This is a genomic window from Streptomyces sp. NPDC005962, from assembly GCF_040629205.1.
GTDB lineage: Bacteria > Actinomycetota > Actinomycetes > Streptomycetales > Streptomycetaceae > Streptomyces.
Genome location: NZ_JBEXVE010000024.1, coordinates 1 through 18,497 on the forward strand (window position 1 = coordinate 1; position 18,497 = coordinate 18,497).

The following is an 18,497-nucleotide window of genomic DNA, read 5'->3' on the forward strand; positions in this document are numbered from 1 at the left end:
AAGTCTTTCCTATGTCATCCCCCATCTCTCTACTTTAATTTACTTGTGTGGTTTTCTGTGGGGGGACCTTCCCTGGGGCATGGGCTCGTGTATCGGCAGCCGCGGCTGCCGATAGACGCCGCGCCACTGCGTGTGAGGACCCGTCAGCATCATTAGGCTGCCCAGCGGGACACCGACGGCGAACAGGACGAGACCATGACGTATCGCACCGACCGTATCGAAGCTGTGCTGGACGAAGGTGTCCGGGAGAAGGTCTACCCCGGCGCCGTATGGGCCGTCGGCGACGCTGCCCGCATCCACGCCTCCGGAACGACAGGCGTTTTGGACCCCGACGAGCCGGAGGTGAAGATGCGGCTCGATACCATCTTCGACGCCGCCAGCCTCACCAAGATCCTCGCCGTGTGGTCGTCCATCGGTGCCTTGTGGGAAGACGGCGTCCTCGACCTCGACGCCCCGCTCGGCACCTTCTGGGACGAAGTCGCCGGCCGCCCGCTCGGCGCGGTGGCTGCCCGGCAGCTGCTGACCCACACCGCCGGGGTGCCGCTGCGGTCCCAGCTGAAGCACCTCTACGGCACCGACCCGCACACCATCCGAGCCGGTGTACTGCACGAGGCCCTTCACCGGCCACCCGGCGAAGCCGTCGAATACACCGACCGAGCCGCCCTCATCCTCGGCTACCTCGCCGAACACCTCTCTGGGAAAAGCCTGGACCAGCTCGCCACGGAACGGACCTGGCAGCCGCTGGGCATGAACGCCACCCGTTTCGGCCCCCTGCCCCCCGCGATCGCCGCCACGTGTGCACCCACCGAACTCGACCAGGACACCAACGCCCATCTCAAGGGCACAGCCCACGACTTCTCGGCCCGTCTGCTGGGCGGGGTGTGCGGTATCGCCGGCGCTTTCACCACCATCGCCGACATCGCGGCCTTCCTGCGCTACATGCTCGACGCCTCAACTTCCCCAGCCGGGGCAGGATTCGGAATGAAATGGACCGACTATTCGCTGGCCATCCACACCGGCGATCTCCAGCCCGAGCGCGGCCTGTTCTGGCACCCGGCCCCCCTGACCCACCACGATGAGGATGTATGGGTCCACTACGGGTTCACCGGCACCGGCATGTGGATCTCCCCCGCCAAGAACCAGTGGGCGGTTCTGCTGACCAACAAGCTTTACTACACCCGCGACAGGCAGCCGCTGACCGACATCCGCAACATTTTCCGCCAACTGGCCTTCGCATAGCGCAGCCCACGGCTCCACCAGACGCGGTGACAACCGTGATGAGCGAAGTGCCAGAACATCGTAGGACGAGACCCAGGAACGGCCGAGCGCTCCCGTCCGGCAGGCCGGTCACCGGCAGACCGGCCGAACGCTGCCCACACCGATCACAGCGAGGAGACACCATGAACCGTGACCTCTCGCCCGCCGCCCGTGAGCGGGTGGGCGGCCCTTCCTGGGCACCGCCCGAGCAGTATGCCGACACGGTGATGCGGGCGACCGGCTTCGCGACCATCTTCTTCACCAACGAAGATGGTCATCCGCTCCACCTGCATTCCGTCTATTCCTCCGCGCACCCATGGCAGATGGTGGGCGGCACGATGGAACCCGGCGAGCGCCCGTGGCAGACGGCCGTCCGCGAATGCCGGGAGGAGACAGGCATCGCCCCGACCGGACCACCGCGCCTCCTGGCATCGGTGTTCGGCCCGCCCGGCGCCGAGTGGCCCTACAGCACGATGGGCCTGATCTTCGACGGGGGTCAGCTCACCGCGGCGCAGATCCATAGCATCGCCTTGGACCCGGACGAGCACGACGAGCTCCGCGTCCTGCCGCTCGCCGAGTGGGAAGCACTGATGACGTCCCGTGATTTCGCGCGCTTGTGCGTGGTGGTGGAGGCCCGCCGCACTGGCGTGGCCGCCTACTTCGACGGCCAGGACTAGGAGCAGCATGTTCGTCGACCGGGTGCGTGTACCGGCGGGCCTGGTTCCTGGCCCTGCCGAGCGAGGGCGGTGGCCATTCACCGTGCCAGCCGTGGCCCAGCTCCTCGAAGGGGACCTTGCTTTCGCCCGACCGGTGACCTTCCTGGTGGGGGACAACGGTTCGGGCAAGTCCACCTTTGTCGAGGCGATCGCGGAGAGCTTCAAGCTGGACGCCTACGGTGGGCGTCTGGCCCGGGTCCGCGTTCGGCCCGATCCGACGAAGACTCCGCTCGGCGAGGTCCTGCGGGCGGACACCACCCGGGCCGGGGCGCGGTTGCTCGCCGGGCCCCGTAAGAACAAGAAGGGCTTCTTCCTCCGGGCCGAGACCGCGTTCGACATGACCGAGAACCTCGGCGGCGTCCCCGGGTACTGGGACGAGGACACCAGCCGCATGAGCCACGGCGAGGGCTTCCTCACCATGTTCCGCGCCATGTTCGACGCGCCCGGCTTCCACGTCATGGACGAACCGGAGGCCGCCTTGTCCTTCACCTCCTGCCTCCAGCTCGTCGGGCTCATGCACGAGCTGGGTGAGAGCGGCGCGCAGGTCATCTGCGCCACCCACTCGCCCATCCTCGCCAGTACCCCCGGCGCGGACATCATCGAAATCGGAGCCGATGGCTTCCGCCAGGTGAAATGGGAGGACCTTGAAGTGGTCGACCATTGGCGGCGCTACATGAGCAACCCGGCCGCCTACCTGCGGCACATCGTCCCGTGACCGCACGCCATCGTGGCGCCCGCGCACGCCATGGCCGACCGGCTGCTCAAGCTCTCCCAGCAGATGGACCGCCGTTGCGACCGACACCCACCACACCGCCAGGGGTCAGTACCGTCGGAAGTACCTTTGGTTGCCACGTGGGCACCTATGGTGATGAGAAGCATGCGCGAGACCTACACGCAGGCCCGTATCGGATGACGCCCAACGAGACAACGCCGGTTTCTCGGGCCAGGCGGAGACAATCGATGCCTCGGTGGGGTTGGATTTCCCGCGTTACCCCGCCGACGCCTGCACGCCGCCACTTCGTTCTGGAGTTCCGTGAACCGCCGCTCCTTCCTGGCAGGATCAGGCTTCGCCCCCTCCGCCTTCGCCACCCCCGTCATCCGGTGGCTCGTCGCCCCCACGGACGAGAGCCCCGACCGCCGTGGCGGGCCCCAGGTCGGTCGCGTCGACCTCGACGACCTGCGCGAGGCCGCCGACCACGCGAGACGGTGGGACTCCAAGTACGGCGGCGGCAACTGGAAGGCCAATTCCGTCACCGACTGCCTCGACCGCCGGGCCGCCCCTCTGCTGGAGGGACCCTTCTCCGACGCAATCGGCCGCGAACTCTTCTCCGTCACTGCCGAGTTATCCCGGCTCGCAGGCTGGACCGCGTTTGACGTCGGTGAGCACGATGCCGCCCAACGCCACTTCATCCAGGCGCTCAGCCTCGCCCGCGCAGGTGGGGACATGCAGTTCGGCTGCTACGTCCTGACGACCATGGCCATGCAGTCCCTCATGCGGGGGTTCGCCTCCGAGGCCGTGGACATGGCCTTGGGTGCCTTCACCCACGCGAAGGGACACGCAGCACCGAGGGTGCTGGCGTTTACGAAGCTCATCGAAGCCCGCGCACACGCCCGCGCCAACGACCCCCGAGCTGCCTCCCGTGCCCTGGCGGCCTCCGAGAACCTCCTCGGCCGCGCCGATGAGCACAGCGGCGACGAACCCGCCTGGATCGACTTCTACTCCCACGCCCGGCTGTCCGCCGACGCCGCCGAGATCTTCCGCGACCTGCGGAACCCCAGAGCTGCCCTGTCCTGGAACCAGCGGGCCGCCGCGATGCCGCCGGGCGTGTTCACCCGCTCCGTCGGCATACGGCTCGCCATTGTCGGGACCGCCCACCTCCAAGCCCGCGACCTCGACCACGGTCTTGAGCTCGGCCACCGGTCCATCGATATCCTCGCCCGAGTCCAGTCCGCCCGCGCCCAGGACTACGTACGCGAATTCAACGCCGCTCTCATCCCCTGGCGGCGGGAGCAGGCCGTACGCGAGTTCATCCGTCGAACCCGCACGGAACTCGGAATCGCGGCATGACCCGGGCACGCACCTGGGACGTCGCCGTCGGATCAGCCAGTCGGCGACGACCGCTGGGCTGTGGAGTCTTCGGCGCAATCCATCAGGCCACATGCTCAGGCCCGGCTGGCGGCTACTGCCAAAGCGACTTGGTGGCAGCCGAGGAGGAACCAGCAACGGCCCATGGGGGTGCTGACTCCCGGTTCGAGGTGACCGCCGAATTCGAGGAGCAGTCGGTTCGTGCGCTGTTCTCGCGCCGGCATGCGCCCTTTCGTGCGGAGGCGGACTCCTCCAGACTGCTCCCTCCAGTTCTCAATCAACCTATCTCGGAGGGGGAATCAGTGCAGGCCCAGCAGCACAGTAGGGGCGGGCATTCAAAGCCAGGAGACCCGATCATCGGGCCAAAACCCTCCCCAGACGGAAGCGGACCAGCGCCCGGCCCGAAGCACGGCGGGGGAAACGGCGATAAGAAGTGACGGTTACCGAAGGTAGTGCGGGGGCCGGTCAGGCACGGCTGGTCTCCGTGCTCGCCGCGGACGGCCACTTGGACGACGGCCGGTTGCGAGATGCGTTCGAGACGGTGCCGCGTCATCTGTTCCTTCCAGACCGCGTGTGGCTGGACGACAGCACCGCACCTACGGGCTACGCACAGGTGGATCGGGGCTGTGACCCGGAGCGCTGGTGGGCGGCTGCCTACGGCGACGTTTCCGTGGTCACCCAGATCGACGACGGCGGACGAGAACCGTTGGACGACCACTGGGCTACGCCGACCTCCTCAGCTTCCCGGCCGAGCGTGGTCGCGCTCATGCTCGCCGCAGCCGGCCTCCAGCCAGGGCACCGGGTCCTGGAGATCGGGACAGGGACGGGGTTCAACGCCGCGCTCTTGGCTCACCTGGTCGGGCGGGCACACGTCACCAGTGTGGAGATCGACCCGAGCGTCAGTGCTCAAGCCCGCGCTTCCCTTGCTGCTGCCGGCTACCAGGAGGTGAGCGCCGTCTGCGCCGACGGTGAGGACGGGACGTCCTCCCGCGCGCCCTTCGATCGCGTGCTGGCCACGGCCTCGATGCTGCGGCTCCCGTACGCATGGGTGGAGCAGACGGTCGAGGGTGGCGTGATCGTCGCTCCGTGGGAGACCTCGATGTGTCCCTACGGCATGGTACGGCTCACCGTTCACGACGGGCAGGCGTCAGGCCGGTTCATCACACCGGTGACGTTCATGACGATGCGCGGACAGCGACACCAAGCGCGCCTCGCGGAGATGTTCACGGACGAGAACTGGGAGGCAGCCCGGCACCAGGATCTCGACAGCCGCCCCGCCTTCCTGAGCGACGACGACGCCCAGTTCGGGCTCGGCCTGCGTCTGCCGGGCGTGCACTACTGGCAGCAAGCGGGCACCGGCCATTGGCTGTGCAGCGACGACTCATGGGCGCTCATTGACGATGACACCGTGCACCAGTGGGGACCGCGAGACCTGTTCGGTGAAGCCTCGGCGGCATCGGCTTGGTGGGAGGACGCCGGACGTCCGAGCGTGCACGACTTCGGCCTCACCATCTCCCCGGACGAGCACACCGTATGGCTCGACAGCCGGGAGAGTGGACCGTCCTGGCCGCTCTTCGGCTGACGCATCAAGTGCGGACTTGTGTTCGACCAACGGCATGATGCGATGCGACGTGAACCCCGCGTGCTTGTCACCGGCCAGGGCCTGCGGGGCCTGACCTGCGTCCCCGGAATCGGGCTCGCCCAGACGCGTCCGTCGCCCCCTGCGGGTCGGTGCCCACGATCAGGGGAGGACTTCCCATTGCCGCCGCCCTGGTTAACCACGATCTCGGACCCGGGACCGCCGACGGCGGACGACCCGCGCCATATGCATGGGTGAAGCCCCGGAACCGGCGGTTCGGGGCTTCACGGTGGTCTGATCAGTAGCTGGCGTTGCGCTGTTCGGCAATCGATGCGCAGCGTGCAGCGTAGGCGGCGAGGTGGCGGTCTACGAAGACCTCAGCATCCCAGTTCTCGGGAAGTACTTCGTTGTCGGGCCAGAGGTAGGCCCACCCGAGTCGGCCCTCGGCCAGATGTACTTGCCGAAGGTCATATCGGTCGTCCTCGAAGGCGTCCAGAGCGCCCCATTCAGCAGAGGTGAGGTCTTCCAGCAGAAGCCCGGTTGCCGTTGCGCCGGCGGCCGGGACGAGGCCGGGGTAGACGCGCTCGGGGAGCGCGGCGGCGCGCCAGCCGTTGGCGGTCGTTGGTGTGCTGGTGGGTATTCGGCCCAGGAGTGCCTGGAGGACGGGCTCAAATTGCAGTGTGCCGTACACGTACAAGATGTCAGGGGCGGCTGTGAGTCGGTCTCGGGCGCGCGTCATGAACCCTCTTTCCAACGAGGAAGGAAACGAATCGTCTCAGCCCTGCGGCGTCGTTCTTTCAGCGGTGTACGAGTAGGCCGCCCCGCCCCGATCCGGTGTCCGCGCAGCCGCTGTCCGCCGTCCGCTGTTCGCGCACGTGCCATCTGCCGGTATCCGCGGGCGGACACGCTTGGGCGCCATGGCACCTGTGCGCGCGATTGTTCAGGCCGTTCCGCTCATGGCCACGGCCATCGTCATGCTCGACGCGGCCACCGACTTCTTCCCGGACGCCCCGCTCGTCGGCGTCCTCACACCGGTGCGCCTGGCCGTGCTTGCGGGGCTGGTCGCGACGGCGGTGACGGCGCCGCGGTTCGCCACGTTCCGTACCCGGCTCGACCCCGCCGTCGCGCTGCTGCTCCTCGCCGCCGTCGCCACCACGTACGCAGGCGGGCACCCCGACGCGCCACTTCGCACCCTGCTGACCGCCGTCGCCACCTTCTATCTGCTGGTCGGGGTGCGGCGGTCGCAGCCCGAGTCCTGGCGGGCGGTCGCGCTGCTCGCGCTGGCCGCGGTGGCGGCCGCCGCCACGTCGGCGTTCGCCCAGGTGACCAACGAGATACCGACCGGCTTCTGCCGCACCGGGCTCTTCACCGACGTCGACTGCGACAGCGACAGCGGCGGTGGGCCCGGCGCGCTGATCCGCGCCACGGGCACCTTCGCCAACCCCAACCTGCTCGCCGCGTTCCTCGTACTCCTCACCCCGGTCGCCCTGCTGGCCGCGGTGGCGGTCGCCGAGCGTACGGCCCGGGTCGCCGTCGTGACCGTGGGACTCATCGGCTACGGCGCGGTGCTGACCACCTTCTCCCGGGCGGGCTGCGTCGCGGCGGCGGCCGGGCTGCTGGTACTCGGCGGCGCGTACTGGCTCGCCCCCCGCCTCGGCCGCTGGGGCGTCCGTACGCTGACGGCCCTGGGACTGGCCGGCCTCGCGGCCGGGATGGTGGCGCTGTGGACGGTGTCGCGGGCCGGCGACGCGCTCGGCGTCCGGGGCCAGGCGTGGAAGGCGGTCGTCGACCTCGCCGTGGACCAGCCACTCGGCGTCGGGCTGGGCCGCGCGGGCGCCGCCATCTCCGCGGCCGTACCCAGCGGCAGGACCTTCGTCCACGCGCACAACATGTGGCTGAACTGGCTGGCCGAAGCGGGCGTGGCCGGTCTGCTCGGCATGGTGCTGGTGACCGTGATCTCCCTCGCCTCGGCGGTCCGCGCCGCCCGGGAGAAGTCCGTGACCGGCGTCGTCGGACTCGCCGCCCTGACGGGGTTCTTCCTCGCAGCCACGGTGGACCACCCGGCCAACCTGGACCGCATCGCCATGATCTTCTGGTTCGTCCTCGCCCTCGTCATGGCCGAGGCCCCGCCCGGCTGGCGCGAGTCCAGCACACCGGCCCCATCCCACCGCCCGTCGGGCCGCCGCGCCCGCCGCCCCTAGGGGTGCGGCGAGAACCCGCTTGCTTGTCACCGACCAGGGCCTTCGGAGCCTGGCCTGCGTCCGGGGAACCGGGCCGCCCAACGGCACGGCGGTCGCCGCGCGTCGGTGTCCACGATCAAGAGGCGGACTTCCCGCCGCCGCCCAGGTTCGCCACGATCTCGGGACGGTGTGGGGACCGCAGGGGCCAGGGCAACATCATGTTTCGTACGTACGCTCGTGATGCGCCCTTGTTGCTCAGAGTCCAGGGCAGCACGATGAACACAGGCTGTGGCGTGTTCCTCCCCAAAACCCCTGGGGAGGAACACGCCACGATCTTGTTGGTGCAGGGCGCTTAGTCCACCACGCCGGAGGTGATGGCGCCGGACTTCACCGAGTCGATGAAGGACAGGAAGGTCTCGCGGGGAAGGGTCAGAGCTGGGCCCTCCGTGTTCTTGGAGTCACGGACGCCGACCTTGGTCTTGCAGTCGGCGACCTCGACGCAGTTGCCGCCGCCCTGGTCGCTGTACGACGACTTGAACCACACCCCATCCGGAGCGAACTCCGTAGAGGGAACGGCCTTCGTGTGATCAGTCATTTCCACAGTTTCTCTTCGAGTTCCATCAGGAATGACGGCGTCTGGGAGGGCCCCGGCGCCGCCTTGACCATGGCATCGAACTGCCGCTGGTACTGCCCAACATCGGAAGGCTTCGACCACATGGTGATGGATCTATAGCCGTCGCTCTGAACCACAGGGTCCAGCTCGTCGAACTCCAACACCGTGAAGCAGAACCCCGCGCGATAGGTAGACAGGTCTTCAGGGATGATCTGCACCTCTACGTTGTCTCGCTCGCAAAGGCCAATGATCTCCGCGTACTGCGCGCGCATCACCTCGGGGCTGCCGATCTTCGTACGCAGGGTGTCCTCGGTCAGGATGATGTGAACCTCGCGGTCGCCGTCCAGCAGCTTCTTGCGTTCCATGCGAGCCTGCACGCTGCGCTCAACCGCGTCGGTCGTTCGCTCCTCCACAATCTTGGCCGAACCCATGAGGGCGTTCGCATACTGCTCGTCCTGGAGCAGGCCGTGCACCACGTTGTTCTCAAAGCCCCGGATGCGCACGGACTCACGCTCAAGACCCAGGTACCGCGGCATGCCGGAGGGGAGCACGTTCCGAAACGTCGTCAGGGGTTCACTCTTGAGCGAATCGCGCTGCATCTGAAGCAGGACTTCGCGGTCGTTGGGCTCTATGACGTTGTACTCGTCCAGCAGTGCTTCGAGGTCCGCCAACTTGGGCAACGGGATCTCGCCAGCCTCCACGCGACTGAGCTTCGATCGGGAGAAGCCCAGCTTCTGGGAGACCGCCTCGGCCGTGGACGAGTCCACCTCATCGGCAGGCCCGGCCGTCTCCTCGGCATGCTCCTTCTTCCGCTCGCGCAGTTCACGCAGCTCCTTGCCGAGCATGACCCGCAGGTATGTTGCTCCCCGTCGTGCCGCCACCTGTCCCCTCACTTCAGTGCGCTGTTCGCTAGATCGGAGTCCCTGTCCTGCAGAACGAGGCTTCTGTCTGTCAGGAGAAGGGCGCTGTTCGGAGTTTGACACGTCCTGTCCTCTCTGCAACACCCCTTGTCCACTCAGGGGCACATGCCAATTAGCACTCGTGCGGGGATTCCCTTGAATGTTAATTAGCGCGCGCATCAAGCTAGGTGCAGTAGTCGAACCGGAGCCATTCTCCGGCGGCACTTGGGGGCGTGCGCTCCCAAGTCGCGTGCGTCCCGCCCTCTGTGGGGCCCGGGCCAGGAACCTGAGAGACCGGGGCGCACTGGTAATCCCACCGCCCCCTGATGAGCCGAGACTAGCAATGTGCCACAGCACGATCACCACCTGCAGGGCCGCTAGCTGGATGGACATCGAGCGGCTGGAGCTGTCGAAAGCGGGAGGCCCCCGATGACCGCCACGCCAGCCGTGCCCTCAGCTGCACGCCAGGCGGTGCCGCGCTGTTTCGAGGAGGACTTCCTCCCGGAGGATCGTCGCGTTCCGCAGATGCGGCGGATCACTACAGCTCGGCTTCGGCATTGGGGCCTGGCAACGCTCGTCGACAGCGCCACGCTCATCGTTTCCGAGCTGGTCACCAATGCCATCCAGCATGGTCGCGGGCGGGTGGAGCTGAAGGTGATGTGCTGCGGTAACACCGTGCGCATCGAGGTCACCGATGGCAGCCCGGCCCCGGCTCTCATGCGGACCGCAAGCGTGGCCGACGAGAACGGTCGTGGACTGAGGCTTGTCGCCGCACTTTCCGAAGACTGGGGGGTCAGCCGCAGCCGCGACGGAAAGATGGTCTGGGCCACCCTCGCCCTTCCTGAGGGGAGGGCGTGATGGGCGCAGCCAGCGATACCGGTGTCACGCGGTTCGTCCTCGTGGCCCTCGCCAGTCCCCGCCGGGAGAAGGGGATCACCCTTCGGCCACCGGTGCCCAAGGGCCTGTGCCACCCGTTCTCGACGGTGTCCGCCATCACCTGGAAGGGCTGCTTCAGCGGTCCCGGCCGCGCTCTGTGGCTATCCCCTGGGGCGCTGGCTGGCGTCGGCCCAGTAGTCCGCGAGCATCTCCGTCGGCCAGGTGGGCTGGGTCACGGGGCCGCGCGGCAGAAACTCCTTGAAGACCACCACAAGGTCGATGAGCGGGGTGCCGTCGTCGGCGTCGAGGTCGGTGACGTGGAGATCGTGGCCGTCGATGCGCAGCAACTTCGGGAAGGAAACCCCAAGCTGTGGCGGGCGGCGGTGGTTGTGGTGGACGAAGGTGCCGGTCGCCGGCCAATCGGGATTATCGCGCGGGCTTCGGGCGTGCAAGGCGACATCATCCGGCGAACTCTCGCTGAAGTGCCAGATGACCTGCAGGTGCGAGAACTCGTTCGCGCCCTGGAGCGTCTCCAAGGGGTAGTCCGGGTTGAGCCGGATGATCGACTCCACGCCCCCCTTGTAGTCATCGAGGCGCCCGGTGTGGCCGCCGACGACCGTACCGATCACGGGCACCGTGATGAACTGCTCGCTCACAAGCGCTCCCTCATCTCCTGCTGCTGGTGGGGCACTGCGTGGTCTTGCGCGCGCCGCAAGGTCGTCCTGGTGGTGTCAGCCTACGCTGCGGAGCATTTCCCGTGCCCGTGCGTCCAGTTCAGCGGCGGCGCTGCCTCCTCGGTTGCGTACGGGAGAGAGCGCTCGGCGCATCTGGACGACGGTGTCGCGCGCCCGTCCGGACTGGATGCCGGTCATGGTGTCCAGGGCCGTGGACCAGGTGGTACAGGCGAGGTCGAGGTGCCCCTGCCGCACTTGCACATCGCCCAGGTACCCGAGGGTGACCGCGTGGGTCCGTGCCGCGATGGGCAGGGCCCGAGTGCGCACACTGCGTTTGAACTCGGCCTCCGCGCCCTTGAGATCGCCCAGGTCCCGGAGGGTGCAGGCGGTCTCGTGGGCGAGCGAGGCTTCGGCGAAGAAGAAGACGCGGGCCGGGTCCTCCGTGCCGTCGGCGTTGCCGAGGTCGCCCTCGGCGCAACGGAGGGCCGCGAGCGCCGCGGTCTTCTGCCGGTCCGCGGCCAGAGCCCGGGCGTGAACCACGCCCAGCAGCGCCTTCTCCCGCGGGCTGGCCAGAGAGTAGCGGCGGCTGCTCATCGAGCCGGTGGCCAGTTCCATCGCCCGAGCGGGGTGTCCCAGATCGACGGCCTGGTGGGCGGCTGCCCGCAGGATGTGCCCCGCCAGAGGGGCGTCGTCGGCTTCGGCCGCCAGTTGGAGGGCGAGGTCGAAGGTGTTCTGGGCGAGGGCGTGCTCGGAGGAGTCGAAGGCGGTCCAGGCAGCCAGGTACACCAGCTCGGCAGCAGCGGTCATGAACTCCCGGCGGATCTGCTCGCTCGGGAAGGACGCGCTCATGTAGGACGCGACATCGGAGCGTATGTAGGCGATGAGTGCGTCGCGGCCTGCACGGCCTCCCAGTCGCTGGTCCTGGCGGCTGTAGAACCGCATCGCGTCGCGGACGCCCTCGACGTGGGCTGGGGTGACGGTGAGCCGGGAGACGGCCCTGCGAGCCTGCGCTCTGTCGAGGGTCTCGTCCCACCAGCGGTCCGGCGGAAGTGTGGCTCCCGCGAGCGAGTACGCGGAGCTTTTCAGTGCCTGTCGGCGGTTCATGTCCATGTATGCGTCCCCGAGATCCACCAGTGCGGCCACCGTGTCCCTGCCGACGTCCCAGCCGCGCGCGGCTGTCGGTTCCGCCGCTTCAACCGGTGCGAGCCCGATCTGTGCAGGCGTGACGACGCGCCCAAGGCGGCGCGAGAGTGTCTCGCACAAGATATGGGTTGCCCGGCCCTCGGGGCGTGTCCCGCTGATCCACATCGCGATATGCGAGCGCGTTACCGACAACAGTTCGTCCGCGCCGTGCTCGGCGGCAACCCGTACGAAGTGGGTGGCCGCCTGGGTCTGCGGCCAGCCAGTTTCCTTGATGACGGCCGCAAGCAGGGTGTTGCGTGTGCGCGCCATGGTGCGCCCCCCGGTCCCGAAATGATCTTTGACGGCTTTGACGGCATCCACGCCCTCGACGGGATGTTCCGGCGCCGCGATTCACGGTTCGCTGGTCAAGACGATATTCCTCCACGGCCCAACCGCCGGACAAGAGCATCGAGTTCATCCCACCGCGCGGCCTCCGGGCCACACCGCCACCGCTCCACCGTTACCTCTGGAGACATCCCAGTGTCACCGACTCAAGCACCCGCCGTACCTCGGGTCGGCCAGGCTTCGCCTGCCGACGCCGCGGCGGTGGTGGCCTGGCGGCGACTGCGGCAGGCGGTTGGTGCGCGCCGGTCTGTGCGAGCACCCGACGAGCATGAGGTCCGCCTCCTGGCCCACCGCGTCCTGGCCATCGACACGCCGCTGCCCCGCGACCGGGGCGAGATGGAAGACCTCGCGGAAGCTCTGCGCCGTCATCTGCGGCCCCTCGCCCGGACGGCCGTCCTCGCTACGGCTCGCGCCGAGCGCCCGGTTGACCGTTGCCTGTTGCGGCAGGCGCGCGGGTTGTGCCGCGCCCCGATACCCGCTGGATACCTGCCGTCCTGCATTCACGTGATCCGGCTGGCGGAGGTCACCCAGGATCTCCTCGGTCCGGCCCAGCACGCTCCCCCTTCCTCTTCCTCGATCCGCGGCGTACTGAAAGGTCGGCACCACGTGATGGGCGCTCCTACCTCTGCGAAGCCGCCTCACCTCGCACATCGGCTGCACCAGCTGCGCCCCGTTCCCGCGCGGGCCTTGCCGGCCGCCCTGCGCCGCCGGACCAGTCGCCTCGCGGAAGCCGTCCAGACGGCCGTCGGTTCTCTGCGCGATGAGAGACCGCCCGTCGCGTAAGCCGCCTGAGCCAGGTCCGGCACACCTGTGCCGAAGCTCGGCTCCCCTTCGTGGGCTCGGGCTTCCGCCCCTGGAAGCGCCCCGGTGATCGGCCGTCACCGGGACGGCTACGGAAGCCCGAGCGAGACGCGGCGCACCCCCGGTGCCGCACCCTCCCGGCCTCCGCAGGCGCCAGGGGCTTCCCCGCGGGAGCCGGTCCACCACCCCAGCTCGCACCTCCCGCATTCCGATTTCCGAGGATTCATGACTTCCACGCACCGCTCCGATCACCGGGCGCCGCGCCGTCGGCTGACCGTACGAACCCGCCTCACTCTCATCGCGGGCGTCTCCATCACCGCCCTCCTGGGCTTCGTGGTGGTGGATGCGTGGGGGGACTGGCAGCAACAGACCCGGCTGCGCAACGACTCGGCGACGGGCGAGCTGGGAGGAGAAGCCAGTCTTCCGCTGTTCGTCGGGGCGCAGGCTGAACGGCGTTTGACCGCAGCCTACTTGGGCAATCCCACGGCGGCCGCGAAGAAGGCACTCGGCAAGCAGCGCGCCGCGACTGACCGGGGCGTCGCTTCTTTCCGCCACCTGTCCGGTACGGAGCTGGAGACCAGCCGTCGCCACAAGTGGGAGTACGTGGAGCGGGTCTACTCCAAGCTCGACGCGCTGCGGGGGAACCGCCGGGCAGTCGATCTGCGCAGCGGCGATCCGGACGCCGCCGTCGGGTACTACACGGATCTGCTGTCCACGATGGTCGAGTTCTACCAGGCGTTGTCGGCGATGGATGATGCCGGGCTCACGCAGGAGACCCGGCCGCTGGTGGCGCTTTTCTGGGCGTCCGAGGGGGCCAGCCAGGAGGACGCTCTGGTGGCGCAGGCCCGGGCCGCCGGCGGGATGAGCGCGGAACACCGCCGCGCGTTCGCCGCGGCATACGGGTCGCAGCAGGTGATGTACCGGCGGTGGATCGCTCCATACCTGCCTGAGAAGGACCGCGCCACTTACGACCGGATCGTCTCCAGCAAGGCGTGGCGCACCGTGCAGCGCATCGAGCGGGACCTGATCAACGCCCCCACCAACAACAGCAACGGCTCTGTGGAGAGGCTGCCGCGCTCGGTGGAGCAGTGGGACGCCGCCTACGGGAGGGTGGCTCGGCAGGTCGCCGGGCTGAACCTTTCGCGGACGCAGGGCCTGCTGGCCCACGGGTATGAGCGGGCGGACGAGATCCGCACTCAGGTGTACGTGCAGCTCGGCGTCTCGTTGGCCATCGTGGTCGCGCTGGCCGTGCTCATCGTCGGGATCATCCGCACCGTCATCCGCCGCACCAGCGAGGTCAGCACCAGCGCCCTGACCGTCGCCCAGGACGTGCTGCCGGGCATCGTGCGGGCGCTTCAGCACGGCCGGCGAGCCGATCGCTCCCCTTTGCCGCAACCGCAGCCGCACACCCGCGATGAGTTCGACCACGTCACCAACGCGGTGGCTCTCCTCGCGCAGCAGGCTGCCGACGCGGCGGAGACCGTCTACGACGAGCGGCGCGGTTTCGCCGCATTCACCGAAGGCGTCAGCGCCCGGGCCGTTGTCATCGTCGGCCGCAAGCTCCTTCCGCTGCTGGACCAGCTGCAGGAAACCTACGGCGATGACCCCCAGCTCATGGCCCACCTCTACGAGTTCGACCACCACACCGTGCGTATGCGGCGGCTGATCGAGAACCTCCAGATCCTCTCGGGCGGCCAGCTCGAACACCCCCACGAGCGGCCGGTCCACGTCGCGAACCTCCTCATGGACGCGGCAGGCGAGTCGATCGGTTTCAAGCGCGTCGTGAAGGACTTCCGTGTCGAAGCCTGGCTCGCCCCGGAAGTGGCCGGGGAGCTGACGCACCTGCTGGCCGAGCTGATCGACAACGCCACCACCTTCTGCCCCGAGCCGTACGAGATCACCGTCCGGTCGGTTCAGGCGTCCGCGGGTGTGGCCATCGAGGTCGAGGACCGCGGGCAGCCGGTCCGGCCCGCGCAGATGGACGTGCTGAACACCCGCCTGCGCGAACTTCCCCTCTACGGCGCTCTCGCGCAGGCTTCGCACCAGCTGGGCCTGTTCGTGGTCGGCCACCTTGCCCAGCGGCTCGGCGTGACCGTCACCCTCAGCGAGTCGCGCTACCGCGGCGTCCTGGCCACCGTACTGGTGCCCTACGCCCTGCTCACACAGGCCCCTGAGCCGCTGGATCAGATGCCCGTCCCCACCCGCACAGCAGGGGAGGGTGCGGAGCGCGGTCAGCCGGTGCCGGAGGTGCCGACCACTGCCAGCGGCCTGGTCAAGCGCATGTCATCTCGTGGTGCTCCTCATCAGCCGCCCGCGCGCCCGGCACCGCGGGAGTCCGGACGCCGGGAATACCCGGCCCCGCCGACGGCCCAGGCAGCATCGCCGATGGCCGAGTCCGTGCCCGGCGCGAAGGCTCCTCCCAGGCTGCCGCAGCGCCGACGCGGTACCCACCTGGTGGAGCAGCTGCGGGGCGACGCCACCCCGCCGGAGATATCCCGGCAGGCGGTGGACACACGCCCGCTGGAGGAGATCGAAGACATCTTCAGCGCCTTCGACGACATCACGCACACCCCAAACGGAGAGACCCGATGAGCCTCAAGCCGCTGACCAACGTCATCCCCGCCGAAACGCCCGGGTGGGCCGCCACGTACGACGGCCTCCGCGACCACTTCGACGACGTGCCCGACGTATTCGCCCTGGTGCTGCTGTCCAACGACGGCATCGCCCAGTGCGGCTACGGCCTCTCCCTGGCCGAGGTGCAGACGGTCGCGGCCGCCTGTTCCGGCCTGGCCAGCCTCGGCAAGGGGCTCTCTCTCCCTGTGGACGGAGGGGCGGTGACGCACACCAACGTGACCCTGGAGCACGCGCACGTCGTCGTCACCGCCTGCGGCGAGGGCAGCAACCTCGTCGCCTACATCAAGCCGAACGGCGCGATCGGCGTGAGCATCCGCGAGACCGTCCGCGTCGCCCGCGCCTTCGGCCCGCAGCTGAGCACCAGCCACCGCCCGGACGCCCAGGCGCAGTGATGACCGGCCCGCGGCCGCGCCGGACGCGGACCTTCGCCCTGACCGCCGCGCAGGCGGCGGTCCAGGGCGGCCAAGGGGCCGGTGAGCGCATCACCATGCAATCCCTGATCTGCGCAGCTGTTCCCGTCGAAGCCGCCGGGAGCATCCCGGAGGAGTGGCAGACGGTCCTGCGGTGGTGCACCGGGACCGGCATCGCCGTGGCGGAGATCAGCGCCCGCCTGCACATGAGGCTCACGCCGACCACGGTGATGCTCGCCGAGCTGCGAGCCCACGGTCTGGTCACCCATCAACCGTCCATGACCGCCGACCAGGCGGCAGACGTCGCATTCCTCTGGAGAGTCAGGAACGGTCTTGCGCAAATCTGAAGCAGGCGCGGAAGCCGCCACACCACCCCCCACGCTCAAGATCCTCATAGCCGGAGGCTTCGGCGTCGGGAAGACCACCCTCATCGGCGCCATCAGCGAGATCAAGCCGCTGCGCACCGAGGAGAGGCTGACCGCGGCCGGAGTCGGTGTCGACGACCTGACCGGCACCCCGGACAAGAGCGCCACGACGGTGGCGATGGACTTCGGCCGGATCACGCTGGACGCCGCCGAACTGCTGTTGTTCGGGACCCCCGGACAGGAGCGCTTCTGGTTCATGTGGGAGGACCTGACCAAGGGAGCCGTCGGCGCGGTCGTCCTGGTCGACACCCGGCGCCTGGAGCGGTCCTTCGCGGCCGTCGACTTCTTCGACAAGCACGGCCTGCCCTACGTCATCGCGGCCAACTGCTTCGACGGCCAGCAGGACTACACCAAGGAGCAGATCGCCTCCGCCCTGGACATCGACCCCGCCATCCCGGTGCTGATGGTCGACGCCCGCACACACGAGGACGTCCGCAACGTGCTGCTCGCCTTCCTGGACCGCCTCATCAACCGGTCACAGCCCGCCCACGCGTAGAAAGGCCAATCTCCCGTGCCCCACACAGCCGGTGTCGCTCCCTCCTCCAGCGTCGACCTGTTCACCGATGCCGCCCTGCGCGACCCCTACCCCCTCCACGACGCCTTGCGCGCGACCGGATCCGTCGTCCGGCTGGACACCTATGGCGTATGGGCCGTGACCCGACACCGGGCGGTCGAGTCGGTGCTGCGCGACCCCACCACCTACCGGTCCGAGAACGGCGTCGCCCTCACCGAGATGGCCAACACCCAGATCCTCGCCGGAACTGTTCTGGCCTCGGACGGGGAGAAGCACGCGCAGTTGCGCCGCGTACTGTCCGCGCAGCTCGCTCCCCGCGCCATACGGCACCTGGTCGGGACCGTCACCGACCGCGCGCAGCGGCTGGTGGATGCCGCCCTTGCCGACGGGGGCCAGTTCGACGCGGCGGAGCTGGCCCGCCAAATGGTCAGCGACACCGTCATGGCTCAGATGGGCCTGGAAGAGGAGGCGCGCGAGCCCCTGCTCGCCGGAGCCGCACCCACATTCGACACGTTCGGGCCCGACAACGCCCGCTTCCAGCGCGCTCTGCCGATCGCCAGCCAGATGGTCGAGTTCCTCCACCAGACCATCACCCGCCAGAGCGTCGTGCCCGAGTCCTGGATGGGCGCCATCTTCCAGGCCGTCGACGACGGCCGCCTCGACGAGAGCGATGCGATCCCCCTCACCTCCGCCTACACCGCCGCGAGCATGGACACCACGATCCTCGGCATCACCGAAGCCATCGCCCAGCTCGCCCGACACCCCCACCAGTGGAACCTGCTGCGCCGCAACCCCACGCGGGCCGCCACCCCCGCCTTCCACGAAGCGCTCCGTCTGGAGGCCCCGATACAGGGTTTCGGGCGGCGCGCCGCCCGGCCCACCGAGCTGGACGGTGTGCGCATCGAACGAGGCGAGCAGGTCTGGCTGCTGTACGGCTCCGCGGGCCGGGACGAGGAATTCTGGGGCCCCGAGGCCGACGCCTTCAACATCCTCCGGCTCCGGCCTGAACGCCACCTCGCTTTCGGCGCAGGCCCGCACCTGTGCGCCGGTATCCCCCTGGCCGAGCTCCAGGCCCGCGCCGTCCTGCGCGCGCTGGCCGCGCGCTGCACCCGCCTCACCATTTGCCGAGAGCCCGTCCGCGTGCTGAACAACGTTCTCCACGGCTGGGGACAGCTCCCCGTCGCCGTCGAACTCGGCCCTCGCGGGCCGAGCGTGTCCATGAACGCCGCTGAACACGCCTGCGAGCGGGGAACAGCCTCATGAGCAACGTCCCTGTCTCCCCTCCAAGCGGGCCTCGGGCCCTTCG

At 68.9% G+C, this 18,497-nt stretch carries 18 protein-coding genes; 13 read left to right on the forward strand and 5 right to left on the reverse strand.

The features are described from left to right. Window positions 1-195 precede the first annotated feature (195 nt). From ABZ370_RS31160 to ABZ370_RS31180, 5 genes are all read left to right on the forward strand, one after another. Window positions 196-1,239 carry a serine hydrolase domain-containing protein gene (locus ABZ370_RS31160; RefSeq protein ID WP_358627313.1) on the forward strand — a complete coding sequence of 348 codons (1,044 nt, stop codon included), beginning with the start codon at window positions 196-198 and terminating at the stop codon, window positions 1,237-1,239. Between the two features lie 161 nt (window positions 1,240-1,400). Continuing rightward, the gene (locus ABZ370_RS31165; protein ID WP_358627316.1) at window positions 1,401-1,934 is read left to right on the forward strand and encodes an NUDIX hydrolase; all 534 of its coding nucleotides are present in this window, start codon (window positions 1,401-1,403) and stop codon (window positions 1,932-1,934) included. A gap of 7 nt (window positions 1,935-1,941) precedes the next feature. After that, window positions 1,942-2,688, forward strand: a complete 747-nt coding sequence (locus ABZ370_RS31170; protein ID WP_358627319.1) for an ABC transporter — start codon at window positions 1,942-1,944, stop codon at window positions 2,686-2,688. A 318-nt stretch (window positions 2,689-3,006) separates the two neighbouring features. Further along, on the forward strand, window positions 3,007-4,041 hold the full coding sequence (locus ABZ370_RS31175; RefSeq protein ID WP_358627322.1) for a sporulation protein: 1,035 nt from the start codon (window positions 3,007-3,009) through the stop codon (window positions 4,039-4,041). Between the two features lie 502 nt (window positions 4,042-4,543). Then, entirely contained in the window at window positions 4,544-5,641 is a 1,098-nt protein-coding gene (locus ABZ370_RS31180) for a methyltransferase domain-containing protein (RefSeq protein ID WP_358627325.1), read from the forward strand. A gap of 295 nt (window positions 5,642-5,936) precedes the next feature. On the opposite strand, the gene ABZ370_RS31185 is transcribed toward ABZ370_RS31180, so the two are convergent. Then, window positions 5,937-6,329 (reverse strand): gamma-glutamylcyclotransferase family protein, encoded by a 393-nt coding sequence (locus ABZ370_RS31185; protein ID WP_358627328.1) that lies wholly within the window; start codon window positions 6,327-6,329, stop codon window positions 5,937-5,939. A 226-nt stretch (window positions 6,330-6,555) separates the two neighbouring features. Between ABZ370_RS31185 and ABZ370_RS31190 the strand changes: the two genes are divergently transcribed. Beyond that, on the forward strand, window positions 6,556-7,839 hold the full coding sequence (locus tag ABZ370_RS31190; RefSeq protein WP_358627331.1) for an O-antigen ligase family protein: 1,284 nt from the start codon (window positions 6,556-6,558) through the stop codon (window positions 7,837-7,839). Window positions 7,840-8,170: 331 nt separating this feature from the next. Here the strand turns inward: ABZ370_RS31190 and ABZ370_RS31195 are convergent, their stop codons facing one another. Together ABZ370_RS31195 and ABZ370_RS31200 are read right to left on the reverse strand one after the other, a co-directional pair. Beyond that, complete coding sequence (locus ABZ370_RS31195; RefSeq protein ID WP_358627334.1) at window positions 8,171-8,413, reverse strand: DUF397 domain-containing protein; 243 nt, start codon at window positions 8,411-8,413, stop codon at window positions 8,171-8,173. Continuing rightward, entirely contained in the window at window positions 8,410-9,276 is an 867-nt protein-coding gene (locus ABZ370_RS31200; protein ID WP_358627337.1) for a helix-turn-helix transcriptional regulator, read from the reverse strand. The genes ABZ370_RS31195 and ABZ370_RS31200 overlap by 4 nt, the downstream gene beginning before the upstream one ends. Before the next feature lie 483 nt (window positions 9,277-9,759). Here ABZ370_RS31200 and ABZ370_RS31205 point away from each other — a divergent pair, with 483 nt between their 5' ends. Next, window positions 9,760-10,188, forward strand: coding sequence for an ATP-binding protein (locus ABZ370_RS31205; protein WP_358627340.1), 429 nt, complete (start codon window positions 9,760-9,762; stop codon window positions 10,186-10,188). A gap of 179 nt (window positions 10,189-10,367) precedes the next feature. Here ABZ370_RS31205 and ABZ370_RS31210 read toward each other — a convergent pair whose 3' ends face one another. Together ABZ370_RS31210 and ABZ370_RS31215 are read right to left on the reverse strand one after the other, a co-directional pair. Further along, complete coding sequence (locus ABZ370_RS31210; RefSeq protein ID WP_358627343.1) at window positions 10,368-10,862, reverse strand: TrmO family methyltransferase; 495 nt, start codon at window positions 10,860-10,862, stop codon at window positions 10,368-10,370. Window positions 10,863-10,937: 75 nt separating this feature from the next. Next, entirely contained in the window at window positions 10,938-12,332 is a 1,395-nt protein-coding gene (locus ABZ370_RS31215; RefSeq protein ID WP_358627346.1) for a Tat pathway signal protein, read from the reverse strand. A 411-nt stretch (window positions 12,333-12,743) separates the two neighbouring features. Here ABZ370_RS31215 and ABZ370_RS31220 point away from each other — a divergent pair, with 411 nt between their 5' ends. The 6 genes from ABZ370_RS31220 (at window position 12,744) to ABZ370_RS31245 (ending at window position 18,454) form a co-directional block, all read left to right on the forward strand. Continuing rightward, a complete protein-coding gene (locus ABZ370_RS31220) occupies window positions 12,744-13,190 on the forward strand; it encodes a DUF6415 family natural product biosynthesis protein (protein WP_358627715.1) in 447 nt (148 codons plus the stop codon). Between the two features lie 243 nt (window positions 13,191-13,433). Next, a complete protein-coding gene (locus ABZ370_RS31225) occupies window positions 13,434-15,800 on the forward strand; it encodes a nitrate- and nitrite sensing domain-containing protein (RefSeq protein WP_358627349.1) in 2,367 nt (788 codons plus the stop codon). Continuing rightward, window positions 15,797-16,234: a roadblock/LC7 domain-containing protein gene (locus ABZ370_RS31230; protein ID WP_358627352.1), complete on the forward strand. Its 438-nt coding sequence runs from the start codon at window positions 15,797-15,799 to the stop codon at window positions 16,232-16,234. The genes ABZ370_RS31225 and ABZ370_RS31230 overlap by 4 nt, the downstream gene beginning before the upstream one ends. Next, on the forward strand, window positions 16,234-16,599 hold the full coding sequence (locus ABZ370_RS31235; RefSeq protein WP_358627355.1) for a DUF742 domain-containing protein: 366 nt from the start codon (window positions 16,234-16,236) through the stop codon (window positions 16,597-16,599). The genes ABZ370_RS31230 and ABZ370_RS31235 overlap by 1 nt, the downstream gene beginning before the upstream one ends. Further along, window positions 16,586-17,173 (forward strand): ATP/GTP-binding protein, encoded by a 588-nt coding sequence (locus tag ABZ370_RS31240; RefSeq protein ID WP_358627358.1) that lies wholly within the window; start codon window positions 16,586-16,588, stop codon window positions 17,171-17,173. The genes ABZ370_RS31235 and ABZ370_RS31240 overlap by 14 nt, the downstream gene beginning before the upstream one ends. Before the next feature lie 15 nt (window positions 17,174-17,188). Next, window positions 17,189-18,454 carry a cytochrome P450 gene (locus tag ABZ370_RS31245; protein WP_358627361.1) on the forward strand — a complete coding sequence of 422 codons (1,266 nt, stop codon included), beginning with the start codon at window positions 17,189-17,191 and terminating at the stop codon, window positions 18,452-18,454. The last annotated feature ends 43 nt before the right edge of the window (window positions 18,455-18,497 follow it).